The sequence below is a fragment of the Nitratidesulfovibrio sp. SRB-5 genome (genome assembly GCF_019931275.1).
Taxonomy (GTDB): Bacteria; Desulfobacterota; Desulfovibrionia; order Desulfovibrionales; family Desulfovibrionaceae; genus Cupidesulfovibrio.
In genome coordinates this window covers 1,050,297-1,066,972 of sequence record NZ_JAIOTY010000002.1, presented here as the reverse complement: position 1 = coordinate 1,066,972, position 16,676 = coordinate 1,050,297, and the positions used below count along the sequence as shown (strand labels likewise).

14 protein-coding genes are annotated in these 16,676 nt (G+C 67.7%); 6 read left to right on the top strand and 8 right to left on the bottom strand.

The annotated features are described in order from the left end of the window. Positions 1-67: 67 nt before the first annotated feature. The 5 genes from K6142_RS11805 to K6142_RS11785 form a co-directional block, all read right to left on the bottom strand. Positions 68-472 carry a hypothetical protein gene (locus tag K6142_RS11805; protein WP_190244569.1) on the bottom strand — a complete coding sequence of 135 codons (405 nt, stop codon included), beginning with the start codon at positions 470-472 and terminating at the stop codon, positions 68-70. Positions 473-876: 404 nt separating this feature from the next. Then, the gene (locus K6142_RS11800; protein WP_190244568.1) at positions 877-1,533 is read right to left on the bottom strand and encodes a tetratricopeptide repeat protein; all 657 of its coding nucleotides are present in this window, start codon (positions 1,531-1,533) and stop codon (positions 877-879) included. Positions 1,534-1,943: 410 nt separating this feature from the next. After that, the gene (locus K6142_RS11795; RefSeq protein ID WP_190244567.1) at positions 1,944-2,669 is read right to left on the bottom strand and encodes a flagellar motor protein MotB; all 726 of its coding nucleotides are present in this window, start codon (positions 2,667-2,669) and stop codon (positions 1,944-1,946) included. A 67-nt stretch (positions 2,670-2,736) separates the two neighbouring features. Further along, complete coding sequence (gene motA, locus K6142_RS11790) at positions 2,737-3,582, bottom strand: flagellar motor stator protein MotA (protein ID WP_190244566.1); 846 nt, start codon at positions 3,580-3,582, stop codon at positions 2,737-2,739. A gap of 9 nt (positions 3,583-3,591) precedes the next feature. Beyond that, positions 3,592-4,242 carry a hypothetical protein gene (locus K6142_RS11785; RefSeq protein ID WP_223290311.1) on the bottom strand — a complete coding sequence of 217 codons (651 nt, stop codon included), beginning with the start codon at positions 4,240-4,242 and terminating at the stop codon, positions 3,592-3,594. Positions 4,243-4,940: 698 nt separating this feature from the next. On the opposite strand from K6142_RS11785, the gene K6142_RS11780 reads away from it, so the two are divergent. From K6142_RS11780 to K6142_RS11765, 4 genes are all read left to right on the top strand, one after another. Then, positions 4,941-5,408, top strand: coding sequence for a hypothetical protein (locus K6142_RS11780; protein ID WP_190244580.1), 468 nt, complete (start codon positions 4,941-4,943; stop codon positions 5,406-5,408). Between the two features lie 192 nt (positions 5,409-5,600). Further along, entirely contained in the window at positions 5,601-8,069 is a 2,469-nt protein-coding gene (locus K6142_RS11775; RefSeq protein ID WP_190244565.1) for an ATP-binding protein, read from the top strand. Next, complete coding sequence (locus K6142_RS11770; RefSeq protein WP_190244564.1) at positions 8,066-10,684, top strand: ATP-binding protein; 2,619 nt, start codon at positions 8,066-8,068, stop codon at positions 10,682-10,684. Before K6142_RS11775 ends, K6142_RS11770 begins: the two co-directional genes overlap by 4 nt. Before the next feature lie 616 nt (positions 10,685-11,300). Next, on the top strand, positions 11,301-12,395 hold the full coding sequence (locus K6142_RS11765) for a hypothetical protein (RefSeq protein ID WP_190244563.1): 1,095 nt from the start codon (positions 11,301-11,303) through the stop codon (positions 12,393-12,395). 823 nt (positions 12,396-13,218) lie between these two features. On the opposite strand, the gene K6142_RS11760 is transcribed toward K6142_RS11765, so the two are convergent. The 3 genes from K6142_RS11760 to K6142_RS11750 form a co-directional block, all read right to left on the bottom strand. Further along, the gene (locus tag K6142_RS11760) at positions 13,219-13,749 is read right to left on the bottom strand and encodes a single-stranded DNA-binding protein (RefSeq protein ID WP_190244562.1); all 531 of its coding nucleotides are present in this window, start codon (positions 13,747-13,749) and stop codon (positions 13,219-13,221) included. Positions 13,750-13,917: 168 nt separating this feature from the next. Beyond that, positions 13,918-14,349, bottom strand: coding sequence for a hypothetical protein (locus K6142_RS11755; RefSeq protein WP_012612235.1), 432 nt, complete (start codon positions 14,347-14,349; stop codon positions 13,918-13,920). Then, the gene (locus K6142_RS11750) at positions 14,340-14,594 is read right to left on the bottom strand and encodes a hypothetical protein (RefSeq protein WP_223290310.1); all 255 of its coding nucleotides are present in this window, start codon (positions 14,592-14,594) and stop codon (positions 14,340-14,342) included. Before K6142_RS11750 ends, K6142_RS11755 begins: the two co-directional genes overlap by 10 nt. A 347-nt stretch (positions 14,595-14,941) precedes the next feature. Here K6142_RS11750 and K6142_RS11745 point away from each other — a divergent pair, with 347 nt between their 5' ends. Both K6142_RS11745 and K6142_RS11740 read left to right on the top strand, forming a co-directional pair. Beyond that, positions 14,942-15,691 (top strand): S24 family peptidase, encoded by a 750-nt coding sequence (locus K6142_RS11745; RefSeq protein WP_190244560.1) that lies wholly within the window; start codon positions 14,942-14,944, stop codon positions 15,689-15,691. A gap of 311 nt (positions 15,692-16,002) precedes the next feature. After that, positions 16,003-16,389 (top strand): hypothetical protein, encoded by a 387-nt coding sequence (locus K6142_RS11740; protein ID WP_190244559.1) that lies wholly within the window; start codon positions 16,003-16,005, stop codon positions 16,387-16,389. The last annotated feature ends 287 nt before the right edge of the window (positions 16,390-16,676 follow it).

The following is a 16,676-nucleotide window of genomic DNA, read 5'->3' as shown; positions in this document are numbered from 1 at the left end:
CCGCGCCATGCGCGTGCCGGGCACAACAGGCGTGCCCGGCGTGATCGCCAGCGGATCAAGGCCGGATTCAGCGCCGGGGTTCCAGGCGCAAGCCCACGGGTTCGCCCACGCTGGCCAGCAGGCAGGTTATGCGTACGGGCCGGGCCACCCCGTCCGGCGTGGTCAGCACGCCGTCCAGACGCAGGATGGTGGACACGTAATGCCCGTCCACCACGCCGTCGTACCGTTCCATGGTGGCGCGCCCGTCGTTGATGAAGGACAGGCTGGAAGGCGAGCCGTACTGGCTGGCCAATTCGATCTGGGCGTAGGCAATGCACACGTCCAGGTCCTGGTCGGACACTTCGGCGCGGGCTGCGGGCACCATCGCAGCCGCCAGCATGGCGGCCAGCGCGACGGTGCGCGCAACGGCCAATGCGGGGATGCGCACCAGGCGGCCCAAGGCGGTTCCCGGCGTGCCCAACGCGCGGCGCATACGCCTCCGGAAAGCTGTCGTGCCCTCTGCGGCAGCGGATGCGGCCAATGGTGTTGCAATGGTGTCTCGCATGGCAGACTCGCAACGGGGAGATGGCGCGTGCGACCGGCGCTTCCGGCCGGGCCCCCGTTGGCCACGGACCGGAACCGATGCCCCGGGAGAATGCCGGACCTGATGCCGAACGGCAGGCCACACATCATGCCACACATCATGTCACACGGCAGGCCATGCATCGGGCCATGCATCAGGCCGGACGGCAAGCAGTACACCGCCGGGGCAGCATCCATGCCTGTCACGGCTTGAGCCTGTTACGGCTCCACACCCAGATGATGGGGCGCCGCCGGGCCCCGGTCAACCCGTATCTTCGGACCGGGCAGCCCGAACCCCGGGACTGGCGAACGCCGCTACTTGCAGACGCCCTGCCGTCTGGCGGACTCCATGCCCGTGCAGTCGCCGTTGGAGCAGCCCTTGGCGAAGTCCGCGCAGGCGGCGGCTATCTCGTCTTCCGCCAGTTCCACGGCGGCCCGGTAGTTCCAGGCCCGGTGCTGGGAAGAATCCAGTTCGAGAGACCGCGTCAGATCCTTGCGGGCACCCAGCTGATTGCCCATGCGAAAGGCCACCAGCCCACGCCAGGCGTAGTTTTCTGCCGAAGGATGCTGCCGCACGGCGCGGGTCAGGTCATCGAACGCCTCGTCCCACAGGCCCATTTCGCTATAGGCAAGCCCGCGCCGGGCAAAGGCCTGCCAGTAATCCGGCTGGATTTCGATGGCCTTGTTCAGATAGGCCACGGCCTTTTCCGGTTCGGTGCAGGTTTCGCCGCCCTTCCACAGCACATGGGCCATGGCGAAGTACTTTTCCGCCTCGGGGTTGACCTTTCCGGAAACACCCATGGGGTTGTAGGGCTTCAGCGGCTCCTGCGTGGCGCAGCCCGACAGGGCGGACGCCACGAGCAGCAGCGTCAGCAGAAGCAGCGCGTGCAGCCCAAAGGCCCTGGCCGGGGTTGCGGTACGCGCGTCGCAAGCGCCTGCGGTGGTGGGGGTGCGGAACAACGTGAACGGCATGTCCGTCTCCTGTATGGGCGCGCGGGCCGCAAGGCCCGGGGGGATGAAGGGATGGGGATGGCTGGAATGACAAGTGTCGTGCCACGCAAAGCCCACGGGCACATGGCCTGCATCGGTGCCTTGAACCGGCCAGGGCCGGGCAGGGCCGGGGCCAGACAGAACCGGGCGGGGTCGGGTGCGGGCAACCGCCCCCCTGTCCGCCTGTCCGCCTGTCCGCCTGTCCGCCTGTCCGACCGGCCTGTACAGCCACCCTGTACGGCAGCCTGTACGGCCAGTCCGAACCGGCTGTCCCGGCTGCCCTCGCCAGCCGTTACCGCCGCAGATACGCGCCCATTCTCCAAAGCGCAAGCGGGGCGGGCCAACCGGCCCGCCCCGCACAAAAGGACAATGTCTGCGCCTGCGTCGCGCGCCTAATACACCACGTTGTACGACATGACTTCCGGCCTGTGGAAATGGAATTCCACGCGCCGGTTCTTGCTGCGGCTTTCGGGGGTGGTGTTGGGCTCCATGGGGCGCGTGTCGGCATAGGCAATGCCGCGCAGCCGCGTGGGCTTGATGCCGCCGTGCTCGATGATGTAGCGCACGGCAGCCGCCGCGCGCGCGCCGGAAAGTTCCCAGTTCGAGGGGTACGGGCTGCCCGCGGCCACCTCGCCGCTGTCGCTGTGGCCGCGCACCATCAGGTACAGGTTGTATTCGCGCAGTATCTTGATGACCTCGTCCAGCACCTTGCTGCCTTCCGGCACCAGTTCCGCAGAACCGGCCTTGAACATCACGTCGCTGTTCACCCGCAGCAGCACGCCCACGTCGTCGGCACTGATGCCGCTGGCATTCTGCGGAATGGCGTCGGCCATCATCATCTGCTTCAGCTTCTGGGCAATGGCGTAGTGCGACTTTTCGGTTTCCGACACCTTGAAGTCGCGCGTGTCCAGCTTGTCCACCCCCTGCACGAAGGGGTTGTTGGCCACCGGCGACACGTTGCTCGAATCGAACAAGGACCGCTCGGTAGAGAAGTAGCCCGCCAGTGCCTGCTTGGTCTCCGGCGGGGTCATGTTCAGAATCCACATCAGCAGAAAGAAGGCCATCATCGCCGTCACGAAGTCGGCGTAGGCAACTTTCCATGATCCACCGCCAGCCATGGCGTTCCTCCCCGTATGGCGCGCCGTGCTCGGCAGGCGGAATTTCCGCCGCCGGGCGCGCGGTGCGTCAGCTCTTCAGCTTTTCTTCCATCTCGGCAAACGTGGGCCGGAAGGTATGCGGAATGGCACGGCGCCCGTACTCCACCGCGATGATCGGCGTGGACCCCCGGATGGCGGCGGCCACCGCTTCCTTGATCACCGCGAAGTACATGTGGTGCTCGTGGTTGGCCTGTTCGATCTTGGCGCCCATGGGGCCGAACACGCCGTAACAGAACAGGATACCGATGAACGTCCCGATCAGCGCGGCGCCGATGTGGTGGCCGAGCACCTCGGGCGGCTCGCTGATCTTGCCCATGGTCAGCACGACGCCAAGCACCGCCGCCACGATACCCATGCCGGGCAGCGATTCCGCCATGCGGCCGATGGAGTGCGGAGCGATGGACTCTTCCTCGTGCATGGACTTCATGTCCACTTCCATCAGGCTGTCGATCTCGTTGGGGTCGCCGGTGGTCAGGTACACCCGCAGCGTGTCGCCGATGAAATGCACGGTGTGCTTGTCCTTGGCGATGGCGGGGTACTTGTTGAAGATGGAACTGCCTTCCGGCTTTTCGATGTCCTGTTCGATGCTGATCACGCCTTCGCGGTGCATCTTGACGAACAGCGAGTTGAGCAGGCCCAGTACATCAAGATACTTGGCCTTGCTCATGCCGGGGTCGCCCAGCACCAGCTTGAGGTTCTTCAGCACGAGCCCCAGCGAATACTTGGTGCTGGAAACGATGAACGCACCGATGGCCGCGCCGAGAATGATGATGAGTTCCGCGGGCTGCCACAGCACGTGCAAGACGCCGTGCGACATCATGTAGCCGGTGAGGATCGAACCGAAAACGACAACGAGACCGATTATGGCGAACATGGCGTGGTGTCAGTTCCTGTTGGCCTGCATGGCGCCGCACGCACGCGCGGCGTCGATTTCCGCAAGCAGATGCTCAAGGTCAAGGCCGGGCGAGGGGGCGGGCTGTAGCCCCCGGCCCATGCGGGCCACCTCGTCGCACCAGCGGGTCAGTTCCTTTACGCCGTAACGCCCCGCGTCGAACATGCGAAAGGCCTTTTCGGCCTTTTCCGGCACCCCGCGCGACGTGATGTGCAGCCCCAGCAGAACCGCGCCGGGCGCATGGTCAACATGCGTCACGCGCGTTCCCAAAAAAAGCGTATAATTTCGGACTGCCGCCCCAACGACGGGAGACAGCAGCTTGAGATACACGTGCAGCCCCCCGGTGGGCAGGCCATCGGTGGACAGGCCATCGGTGGGCAGGCCACCGGGCAGCGCATCTTCCGACGCCAGGCCCAGGCAGTGCGCGGTCTCCATCGAAAGGCGCATGCGCAAGCCCCGCGTGCTCACGTCCGTCAGGGCAATGCCCCCCGTTCCCGCAAGCCCCAGCGCGTCGGGCGCGCCCAGCTGCTCCAGGGTCAGGCGTCCATCGGCAACCTCGCGCCCGGACCACAGGGCCACTTCGCGCAGATAGCCGGGCGGAGCCTGCACCCTGTAGTTGTTCCTGCGCTCTGCCTCGTCCATTTCGTATATCCCGGCGGGCACGTCTTAGCTGGCGGGGTCATTGCCGACCGGGTCCAACCGATATCGCTCGGTTTCCGATCTGGCCGAGGTCATGCACCGACATGGCACCTACATTGCACCGACTTTGCACATTCTTGGGTATGCTTCGCCCGGATGCGTCTGGACGCGACCCGCCCGGGTTCGCTCCCGGCGCTCTCCATGCCACGACACTGAACCCGATACGAGGGAACAGGCACCAAGCCGCACCCTGTGCATTTACGCAAGTATAGCCGAGAACGCGCCACATGGAAAGTGGGGGAGGCCCCAATGCTCCCATACTCTCCACCGAGGCACCGCACACCGCTCGGCCTGCCCAAACGCCTGTCGCGCCCCGAATGCGCCCGGCCACGCCCCCACATGCCAGGACATCCCCGGAAATATCCGGACACGCCAGCCATGCCACGACGCAACATTTACTGTTGCATCAATATATATAAAAAGCTATAACGCATCACATGAACACGCCCCCCGCCCATTCCTTCGTGCGGCTTCGCGACGCCATGCTGGCCCTGGCGGCGTGGCTGGACAGCCTGCCCGAGCCAACGGCCCCCCACGCCTTCGAGCCGGACCGGGCAAGTCGGCCAGCCGGGGCATCAAGGACATTCGCGGCAACCGGGCCAACCGTGCCAACCGGGCCAACCGTGCCAACCGGGTCAGCCGTGCCAACGGGTCCAGCCGGACCAACGGGGCCCCACGGCCTGCGATTACTATGCGCCGCCGGGTTGCGCTGCCTTGCCGCCAACGCCAAACAGTACGACCGGCTCATCGTCCGGCCCAACGCCTTTGCCGCGCACTTCGCCGCAACGGTGGCCATGCTGGCACCCACGGCAGCCCTTGCGAACCCGTCGGGCACGCCTGCGGACGGCCAGCTTGACGACGCCGCCTTCATGCTGGTGGAGGACATGGCGGCCCTGTTCCGCGAACGCAGCCTGCGCGCGCCGGAAGACGCACCGCACGAGGACGAGCAGGCCCTGCTGGACCACTTCGAACGTTGCGGCGAATGGCTGCCCGCAGATGGCACCACCGTCACCGACTGGTACTACGTCCGCCTTCCGGCCCTGGTACTCGCACAGTTGCTGCGCCGGGCAGAGGCCGCAAGCCGTGCCGCCCGCCATCCCGGCAACTAGACGCCGCCGCCCTCCTTTCCCGCCTCTGCCCCCTTGCCGCTGGCGCCCCTTCCCGCCGGGGCCTCCCCCCTCCCACGCCGCCGCCAGCCCCGCAGGCCAGCCCTTTGGGCGTTACCCGTTGCGTTCGCGCTCGCGTTCTGCCAATACTGGATGAAGTTCCACGTTCACCCCCATGCAGCACGAGTGCACTCCATGCCCGCTTCGCGCCACGCTCAGCCCGGGCGTTTCCAAGCCCCCGCTTCCACCACCGGCACCGATGCACCGCCGGGTTGCGAGGGCGACCACGATCCGGCATCGGCAGGCGCGGCGACCGTAACGGCATCGGAAACGGCCCGCCCCGCACCCCGAAAATCTGGCCCCACCGCGCTGCGCTGGCTGCTCCCCACCCTGCTTTTGGGCGGCTGCGCCCTGCTGGCCGCCCTCACCTTCGCCGATCCCTACGCGTTGCCCGCCACCCCGCCGGTGCAGGCCCTGCTCATCAACTCCTACGACCAGCGCATGCGCTGGGTGCGCGAACTTACCACAGAGGTGGAAGCCGAACTGGCCCCACCGGGCGGCAACGTGCTGTTGCGAGTGGAGAACATGGACTCCAAGGCGGTGCACGACGATGCCTATTTCGCCGCCTACGCCGCCATGCTGCGCGCAAAGTACGCCACGGTGCGCCCGGTGCTGCTGCTGTGCTCCGACGACCATGCGCTGAACTTCCTGCGCCGCTACCGCGACACGCTCTTTCCCGGCGTGCCCGTGGTATTTGGCGGCGCCAACAACTTCACGCAGGCGCGCGTGCAGGGCATGTCCGGGGTCACCGGCGTCACCGAGGAACACTACCCCTACGAGACGGTGCAGTTCCTGCTGCGCGCCCACACCGGCGTGGAAGAAATTTTCGTCATCAACGACTACACCGAAAGCGGGCGGTCCACGGCAGCGGAACTGGCAGAAGCGCTGCGCCCGCTGGAAGGGCGCGTCCGCCTGCGCTGGAATTCCGACGTGCCGGAGGAAGACCTGCTGCGCCAGGTGGCCGCGCTGGGGCCGGAAACCGTCGTGCTGCTCGGCGTGTACTATTCCGACGCATCCGAACGCAGCGTCACCTACGAAGAAGCGGGGCTGCGCATCGCCGCGGCTGCCAGGGTGCCCGTATACTGCATCATGGGCTTCAACCTTGGCGGCAACATGGTGGGCGGCAAGCTGGTCACCGGCCAGTCGCAGGGGCGCATCATGGCCGAACTGGGGCGGCGCATCATGGCGGGTGAAGATCCCGCGTCCATCCCCGTCCGGCGCGGGCCGGGAGATTTCCTTTTCGACTACGCGCAGTTGCGGCGCTGGCGCGTCGACGAAGCCTCGCTGCCCCCCGGCAGCGAGGTGGTGGAACGCCCCTTCTCCGTCTACCGCGCCTACACGAGGGAAATCCACGTGGTGGCAACCTTCGTTGCCGCCATGCTCGTCACCATCGCCGCCCTGATGGTGGTCATGCGGCACAAGGCGCGAACCGAGGCGGAACTGCGCAAGCTGCGCAACCTGCTCGCCAACATCCTGGATTCCATGCCCTCGGTGATGGTGGGCGTCTCGCCCGAAGGACGCATCATCCAGTGGAACCGTCAGGCTGCCCTGATGACCGGGGTGGAACCCCCGGCAGCGCTGGGGCGCAGCCTGGAAAAGGTCTTTCCGCGCCTTGCCCCGCAACTGCCGCGCGTACGCGAGGCCCTGGACAGACAGGCCCCCGTGCACGGCGAACGGCTGACCCGCACCGACAACGGCGTGCCCCGCTACGAGGACGTCACCGTGTTCCCCCTGGCCGCCAACGGCGTGGAAGGGGCGGTGATCCGCCTCGACGACGTGACCGAGCGCGAGCGGGTGCGCGAAACGATGATCCAGACCGAACGCATGCTGTCGGTGGGCGGGCTGGCGGCGGGCATGGCCCACGAGATCAACAACCCCCTCGGGGGCATCTTGCAGGCGGTGCAGAACGTGCTGCGCCGCATAGAACCGGGGCGCGCCGCCAACGACGAGGCCGCCCGCGCCATGGGCTGCACCGTGGAGCAGGTGCGCGACTACCTGGAACGGCGCGGCGTGCTGCGCATGGCCGCCGGGGTGCGCGAGGCGGGACTGCGGGCCGCCCGCATCGTGGCCAACATGCTCAACTTCAGCCGCCGCAGCACCTCGTCGCACATGGAATGCGACATCGCGACGCTGGTGGCCACCGCCGTGGACCTTGCCGCCAACGACTACAGCTTTCGCAACAACCACGACTTCCGCAGGCTGCGGGTGGACATACACATCCCGCCCGACCTGCCCCGCCCCGCCTGCCTGGCCACAGAGGTGGAACAGGTGCTGCTGAACCTGCTGCGCAACGCCGCGCAGGCCCTGGCCGGATTCATTCCGCCGGACGGCGCCCCGCCCACCATCACCATAGTGGCCGAACACCGCCCGGAAGGGGTGGTCGTGTCCGTCGCGGACAACGGCCCCGGCATGCCGCCAGAGGTGCGCGCCAGGGTCTTCGACCCGTTCTACACCACCCGCCCGCCCGGAGAAGGCACGGGACTCGGGCTCTCCGTGGCGTTCTTCATCATCACCCAGAACCACAAGGGCACGTTCACCGTGGTTTCCGAACCCGGCCAGGGCGCCACCTTCACCTTCACCCTGCCTTTGGGGAGCGCGTCATGAGCGCTACCGCCCGCCGTGTCCGGGAATGGCTGCGGACGATGTCCACCTGCCGCCCCGTCCATTCGTCAACTCGCCAGCTTGGCCGTCAGCCTGGCCACCTGTCCGGCTGCCTGTCCGTGTTCCTGTTCGTCTGCCTGACCGTCTGCCTGACCGCCTGCCTGACCGTGCTCATGACGGCACACGCCTCCCACGCCACCGGCCCGGAACCTGCAACGCATCAGCCCCCGGCCGTGCCCCAAATCGTATCCCAAATCGTCCCCCAAACCATACCCCGGCCAGGCGCACCCGCGGGAGGGCCGACAGAAGCACCGGGTACCGCCAACGCCACGCCAGAGGCCGTGGCCCAATCGGTGGCCGATTCCAAGGTCCAGACCCTGGCCAACGCCATCGCCGCACGCGGGGTGCAGGACGGACGCCACCTGGTGCTGCTGCTGCATTCCTACGAACAGGGCATGGGCCGGGTGCGCGAACTCACCGACACGGTGGAGCGCATGCTGGCCCCCGTGGACAACCATATCGCCCTGCGCGTGGAAAACCTTGATTCCAAGCGCGTGCACACCCCGGAATACCTCGACGCCTTTGCCGCCCTGCTGGCCCTGAAATACGCCAGGCGGCCCCCAACCCTGATCCTGACCAGCGACGACGACGCCCTCGACTTTCTGGAGGCGCACCACGCCGCGCTGTTCCCCGGGGTGCCCGTGCTGTTCTGCGGGGTGAACCATTTCCAGGACGGCCTGGCGGCCAGCATTCCCCGGCTTTCGGGCGTGCTGAGCACCTTTTCCGCCCGCGATACAGCACTGACCATGCTGGATATGCACCCCGGCACCCGGCAGATATATCTCGTCAACGATCACACCGAAACCGGACAGGCCGTGGCCCGCGACGTACGGGGGCAACTCGCGCATCTGCCCGGCGGCGTGCAGGTGCACGAATTTCCGCCCCTGCCCTTCGACGACCTGCTGTCCCGGCTGGCCACCCTGCCACCGGACGCCGCAGTGCTGCTGGGCGTGTATTTTGTCGACAGCGTTGGCTACGCCACCACTTTCGAGGATCTGGGGGCGCGCATCTCCGCCGCCGCACGGGTACCCGTGCACTGCCTTGTGGACCTCAACCTGAACGGCGCCGTGGTGGGCGGCAAGGTATCCGGGGCGGCCTTGCAGGCCGAAGCATTGAGCCGCATGGCCCTGCGGGTCATTTCCGGCACGCGCGCCGAAGACATTCCCGTCCAGAATGAAGGGGTGAACCGCTACGTGTACCGCGCCCCCGCGCTGGAACGGTGGGGTATCGCCGAAGGCCGCCTGCCGTCGGGCAGCGCCGTGATCGACCATCCGTTCTCGCTCTACCGAACGTACCGTCCCCAGATCAACGTGCTGATCCTGTTCGTGGTCTCCCTGGCATCCACCATTGCCGTACTTGCCTACATGATGCGCCGCAGGGCCGCCTCCGAACGGCAACTGCGGCAGTTGCGCAACCTGCTGGCCAATACCCTTGATTCCATGCCCTCGGCCATCGTCGGAGTGTCACCCGAAGGGCTGGTCACCCACTGGAACCGCCGCGCGGCGGACGCCACCGGCCAGGAACCCCACGAAGCCGTGGGCCGCCCCCTGGGCGAGGTGTTCCCCCAACTGGAAAAGCTGACGCCGCTGGTGTTCGAGGCGCTGAAGGACGGCCAGGTGCGTGACGGGCAGCGCCTGCTGCGCCCCGATGGCGACATGGTGCGCTACGAGGACGTGACGGTCTTTCCCCTGGTGGCCAACGGCACGCAGGGTGCCGTCATCCGCGTGGACGACGTGACAGAGCGCGAGCGCATCCGCGAAATGATGATCCAGACGGAAAAGATGCTGACCGTGGGCGGCCTTGCGGCGGGCATGGCGCACGAGATCAACAACCCCCTCGGCGGCATCCTGCAGGCGGTGCAGAACATGCGCCGCCGGGTGGAGACGGGGCGGCCCGTCAACGACACCGCCGCCCGCGAAGCCGGGCTGACCATGGAACAGGTGCGCGGGTATCTGGAACGGCGCGAGATACTGCGCATGCTCGACGACATCGCCGCTTCGGGCGCACGGGCTGCGCACATCGTGGCCAACATGCTCGACTTCAGCCGCCGTACCGACGGCGAGTTCATGCCGCAGGACCTGCACCGGCTCATCGAAAACACCCTCGAACTGGCCGCCAACGATTACGACCTGAAGAAGCTCTACGACTTCCGCACACTGCGCGTCGTGCGCCACTATTCCCCCATGCTGCCGCAGGTGCCCTGCCTGGCCACAGAGGTGGAACAGGTGCTTCTCAACCTGTTCAAGAACGCCGCGCAGGCCCTGGCCGCCGGGCCGCCACCCGATGGCGCGCCGCCTACCCTGACCATCCGTACCGAGCGCCACCACGACCTCGTGGCGGTGACCGTCAGCGACAACGGGCCGGGCATGACACCCGAGGTGCGCGCCCGGGTCTTCGATCCCTTCTACACCACCAAGCCCCCCGGCGAAGGCACCGGCCTGGGCCTGTCGGTGTCGTACTTCCTGATCACCCACAATCACGGCGGCAGCTTTGCCCTGCATTCCGAACCGGGCAAGGGGGCGCATTTCACGTTCACCCTGCCCCTGCGGCAGCGCTAGTACCGGTTGCACGGGCACTGCCGATACGGGTCCGGGCCTGACGCGGTCAGGGGATGGCCCAGGCATGGCCCAGGCCGGACATGGCCCAGGTATGGCCGGACATGGCCCAGGTATGGCCGGACATGGATATGACAGGGACGGCATGGATATGACAGGGCCGGAACACGACGGGCAATGCGTGGCAGGCCGCATGCCGCGCACATCCGCTTCGATCCCGTGTCCGAGCGCGCGCCGGTCCGCAGTTCCTCCATCCCTCCCTCAGCCTGCGGCCCGAGGCAAGAGCGAGGCGCCCCGCCATGCCGCTCCGTGCCAGTACCCGTCCCTTCCCACACCTGCCAGCGGCACGCCATGGACAGCCACCCTTCGCATGCACATATTCTGAAAGACACGGTCCGCTTGACCGCCGCCCAGTTCGTGGCTCATTGAATCCCCGGCCCGGATTCGCCCGAACCATCCCGGAGCCCCCCGGCTCAGTCGGCTCATCCAGCCCACACGGCGCATGAGGGGCATGAGGGCTGCGCGGGACCACGCAGAACCATCCGGGCCGAAAACCCATGACGGCGGCCTGCCGCCCGCACGCAACGGACACCACCTGCCGCGTGGCAAAGGACATCCCATGACTGCCCGCATCGCCTGTTCACCCCCCCCCGGCATCCCGCGCCTGCTGACCAGCCTGCTGGCCTGCCTGCTCTTTCTGGGCGTTCTGCTGCTCACGGGGTGCGCTCCGCGCATGAAGGCCGACGTGCAGGCCGTGTCGGCTCCCGGCTTCCGCAAGGCCGGTCAGAGCTACGTGCTGGTACCCGGCACCGCGCTGTCCACGCTGAACGCCATCAACGCCGACATGTTCCGCCAGTCCACCCAGCGGCTGCGTGCCGTGCTCACCGGGCACGGCTACCGCGAGGCCCCCAGCCCCGAGACTGCGGACATGGCCGTGGTGGTGGAATGGAAGGTGGACGGCCCGCACGAGGTGCCGGACACGTCGTACTCCTCGCGCCCGTCCGTGGGCATCGGCATCGGCTACGGCTCGTGGCCGTGGTACGGCGGGGCCTACGGCAGCCGCTACGGCGGCTGGGGCTACGGCGGCTATCGCGGGTTCGGCACCGGCTACGGCTACCCGCCGCCCATGACGGTGGTGCATACCCGCACTCTGTCCATAGAGGCGCGTGACCTGCGAGCCGGTCGCGCCACCGCCCCGGAAACGCCCTCTTCGGCCCAGGCAGGGCAGGAGGAACCAGATCAGGGGATGACGGGGATGACGGGAATGCCGGAACAGGGGATGGCGACGAAGGGCGTCGCAGGCCGGAAGACGCCGGGGAACACTGCGGAACCCGCAAGTGATGCCGAGCGCGCGGCAAAGTCCGCAGGCCCGGCCCCTGCCGGGCCCGGCCCGAACATGTCTGGCCCGAACATGGCTGGCCCGAACATGGCTGGCCCGAACATGTCTGGCCCGAACATGGCTGGCCCGGACGTGCCCGAATATGCAAGACCGCCCTACGGCACCCCCATCGGCACGGTGGAGGGCCTGCCCTCACCCGCCGAACTGACTGGCCCCGTACTGTGGAAGGTGGTGGTGACCAGCACCGGCAGTTCACGCGACATCCAGGGGGCCCTGCCCGCGCTCACCGTGGCGGCCTCCCGCTGGATCGGCATCACCGCCAACGTCAGGGTGGCCGTGGACGACGAATTCAACGTGACCATCCAGGGCCAGTAGCCCCCCTGAAGTACACGCCCAATGCCGCGTGGCCGGACGGCATCCGCCGCCCGGCCACGCATGTTCCGGAATTTCGCGCGCGGACGCCCCCGCTTCCGGCAAGGGGGAGTTCCGGATCAGCTTTTTGTTCGATGACCAGCAAGCCACGCCCGGCATAAGGGGATGCGCCCTTCTTGCAGTCCGCTGAAATGTCGGCTGAAGCCTGGCACAGCCAACGCACGCGGGGCCATCTGGAAATACCCCCTAGTGTCCGCGCTCCACCCCGCCTCCCCTTTCACAACGGGCAACGCAGCCCGGTGCCGACCCGGCGGGATATCCGGACGGCAGAACTCCGTGCGGGACCGCTTCGCCTTCCCCCCAAAACCACCGCCGCACCGCCTCGGGATCGGCCCGATACGTACCGTCCGAACATCTGCGGGCGGGAAATCCGTCCTCGCGAATCCAGCGCTTCACCGCCCCCTGCCCTGCCCCCACGGCACGGCCAATGGCGTCCAGCCCCACCAGTACAAAAGGCACGGACCACGGGCCGTCCCCCCGCCCCCAGGCCAAGCCCCGCCCCATGGCCGCATGATGCGCACCGGCCTGCCATCCCCAAGGCCGGGCATCCTCCTGGCGCATGTCCATGGGCCGAGGTTCACCGCCCCCGCAGACGCCGCGGGGCGTCCGCGCCATCTCCGGAACATGCCCGTGCACAAGCCCTTGCTGCGGCTGCTGCGCCCCCTGCATGTGTTCTTCCTCCCTGTTTCGCGGCGTGTGCGCCACGGCTGACGTTGCATCACGGGTGACCGACAGCGGGCACCTTCCACGCATATGCGCTGCGGCCTCAGTGCATGCGCCCCGGCGGGCTGCCCGGCACGCCCTCGCCCGTTTCCGGAGCCTGCCGCCACGCCATCGGCCACGCCCCGACATCATCCCGGGCATGCTCATCTCCCCACCGACCGAACAACTCCGCCCTGGCGCACCGCACTCCCGAACGGGGCACTTCGGCGCGAGCGGCGTGCATCGCGCCGGATAGCGCAACGGGGTTTATCGGTGCATGCATGGGTGGCCCGGAGCGCCGGTCATCCTCCACGGCCTGGACCAGCCACGCCGCCACCACGGCGCTGGCTTTCCCCTCCTGCGCGCAGGCCAGCAATTCACCTTCCACGTGCACCAGCATGCCGCGCCGCAATCGCACAAGGCACCATGCTGCCTGGTCACCGGTGACGCGCACCCGGTGCCGCTGGCCCGCGTCATCTTGTCCGGCACCTTCGGTGCTGACGGAAAACAGCACGCAACCACCGGGGGTGCCGGTTCCGGGCCGGGGCGCGGCCATCACGCGCCCGAGCAGCATCACTCTGTTCACAGCCGCCATGCGGCATCCTCCTCTGCGACGGTCACGTCGCACCAGCCGCATCGCGTTGCGCACGCGGATCGGCATATCCCGTACCGGCGCGGGGCGCGCCGGACGGCGTCCTCGCCGTGTGGCGGCCAACCGGCACGATCCCCTCGCCGGTAACGACCGCTCGCCCTTCGGCGGGCCTCAGAATCCAAGCACCATGTCCGGCATGCGGAACAGATCGCGGCCATAACAATCCGGCGGGATGTCACCCGAGGCCCACGGATCCTCGAACAGCCCGTGGTCCAGGCCATGTGCCGCCGCCTCGCAACCGGGACCGCAGAACCTGTCCCGCAGCGTGGCAGGGGTGAACCTGCATCCGCACACCGCGCAGTCGCGCGGCTGCGGCCTGGCCTGCCCGGCGGCGGCCAGCGCCACGCATTCCCGCGAGCAGTAGCGGCGATGGGCGCGCCCCGGCGGCATGGGGCCGCCGCACAACTGGCAACGCTCGGGGCGTTCCAGGGTTCGCGCTGCCGCATGGCAGGACCGGCTGCAATACCGCCCCCTGCCGTGCAGCAGCCGGGCGGGATTGACGGAAAACGGCGTGCCGCAATGCAGGCAAGTCACTATCGGCATGACGCACCTCCTTCAAAGAAGCGGTTGCACGCCTCCAGCGCGCGCAGCCGGATGCGCGCCGTTTCAGGCGTGGGGTGGCGGGCCTCGTCGTGGCTTGCGTGGTACAGGCCAAGCAGGCGGCGGTGCTCGTCAACCTCTATGAACATCATGGGCAGCCGCCGGTCATGCAGGCTGCACCCCTCGGCACAGGACGGGCACAGCACCACGCCGGCCACCACCTCGGCCCCGCCCTCGAGCTCTTGCAAGCCGAACGAGCTTCCGCATACGGCACATCTGGTACCGCGTGACATTGCGCGCATTTCCTTCCCTCTCGCTGCGCCTAAGCCGGACGCTCCACAAGGAGCCTTCGGCTCGGACCGCTTTCATATCGACAATCCTATAAAAACGCCGTCTCGTCGTTTCCGTCGCAAACCGGCCCGATCACCACCCGCTCCGACCGGCAGGCCATGCGGCCCGCCGCACAAGAACATCAAGACAGGAGACGTTCCGTGCGCACAGATATTTCACACTTCGCACACAAACGTCAAGAGTATCGGTACACCGATGGCAATTTTTCGTGGACATTCGCACAGAATGTGCTAACATCACATGCATGAACGAATATGATTCCACGGGTACCGACTGGGACGAGCTTCGGGAATACGTCATCGACGCGCTGCACAGCGTGGGCGGCGTGAAGCGCCTTGCGGAAATCGCGGGGGTCAGCGAGCGTACCGTCTACGCCTGGAAGAACGGCGAACGCTTTCCCAGCCGCACCAATCTCGCGCGGCTCACCGAACACCTGGACCACATCCCAGCTGTCGGCGGGCTTCAGCCGCACCGGCGCGGCCTGCACGAACGCATGCTGCGCCCTTACGGAGAGGCGCCCCGCGCGTCCGCCGGGCAACCGGAAGTGCCGGAAGAAGTCCGGCGTCTGGCCGAGGAATTCGTACTGGTGGACAGGGCGGAAGCACGCCCCAGCGCGGGCGGCGGCTCGTTGCAGACCGGCGGCCATCCGCAGGAACAGCACGCCTTCCGCCTGGACTGGGTCCTGGGCCGGGCAAGATCCACCACGGGCCTGTGCCTCATGGAGGTCATGGGCCGCTCCATGGAACGCACCCTGCATGACGGCGACCTGGTGCTGGTGAACCAGCACGACCATGCGCTGGCGGAAGACCGCATCTACGTGGTGCGGGTGCAGGACGAAATCTACATCAAGCGGTTTTCGCGCACGCCGGGACGCTACCATTTTCGGGGGGACAACCCGGAGTTCGCCTATCAGGACATCGAGATCGACCCCCGCGACGAAGCCCTGCAATGGGAAGTCATCGGTCGGGTCATCTGGGCGGGCAAGGAACTGTAGCCCGACGCCGCGTCTCGCCAGGCCGCTGCGGCGCTGCCGCCCCGACCGCACGCAATCCGCGCGCCGTTCCGATCATGCGCGATCCGCGCGTCCCTTGTGCCCCTCGCCGCCAGCCGCGCCGGACTTCATCCGGCTCCGGTCTTGGCCCCGTCAGGCCCGGCACCGCCCGGCCCGGCACGGCCATTCCCTTGTCCCTCGCCGCCCATTGGCTTCGCCCCATTTCCCCCATCCCCCATCCCCTCTCACGCACCCTGCTGGATCCTTCGCACATTTTGTGCAATCCTGTTTCCACATCGGAACACGGAGGTACCATGCACGCCACACCCGCCCCTTGCGCACCCCACTCGCCCATCCCCCCGGTTCTTTCCGACCCTGCCTCCCCGGGCCAGGCGCACCACGCCGCCACCTTCGTCCCCCCGGGCATCGGCACGAAATTTCCCGCGCACGCCAGCGACAGGCAGCCCGCGCCGCCACAACGCCACCGCGGCTCCGCCGTCGTGGAACGCCCCGCGTGGTCCGAAGGGCGTGGTCCCTATCCCGCGCCGCCGTTCCTGATCCGCTGGCACCCCGGGGATGGCGTTGCACGCCACGATGAGGCCGCAACCCGTGCCGAAGCCCAGGCCCTTGCCCGCGATGCCCGCGACGCCACGTCGGCGGACGTCGCGGTGTATCGCCTGTGGAGCGTCTTGGCAGACTGACCGGGGCCATACTGACCGAGCCGGACTGGTCGGGCGCACTGGCCGGGCTCCATCAGCCCGAGCCCCGTTGGGCCGTGCCCGTCGGGTCACTGCATCCGTCCTCTCCCGTTTTCACCCGTCCCTCCATCCGGTTCATCATTCCTGCCTGGGCCATCATTCCCGTCTGGCCCATCGCCTGCGGCTTCGCCCCATGGCACGCTTTGGCCCGTTGGCCCGGCTCTTCTTCTCCCGGTTCCCCCTGCCGCCCCCTTTCGTTATTCCCCGCCTTCTGGACAATATTCCCCGCG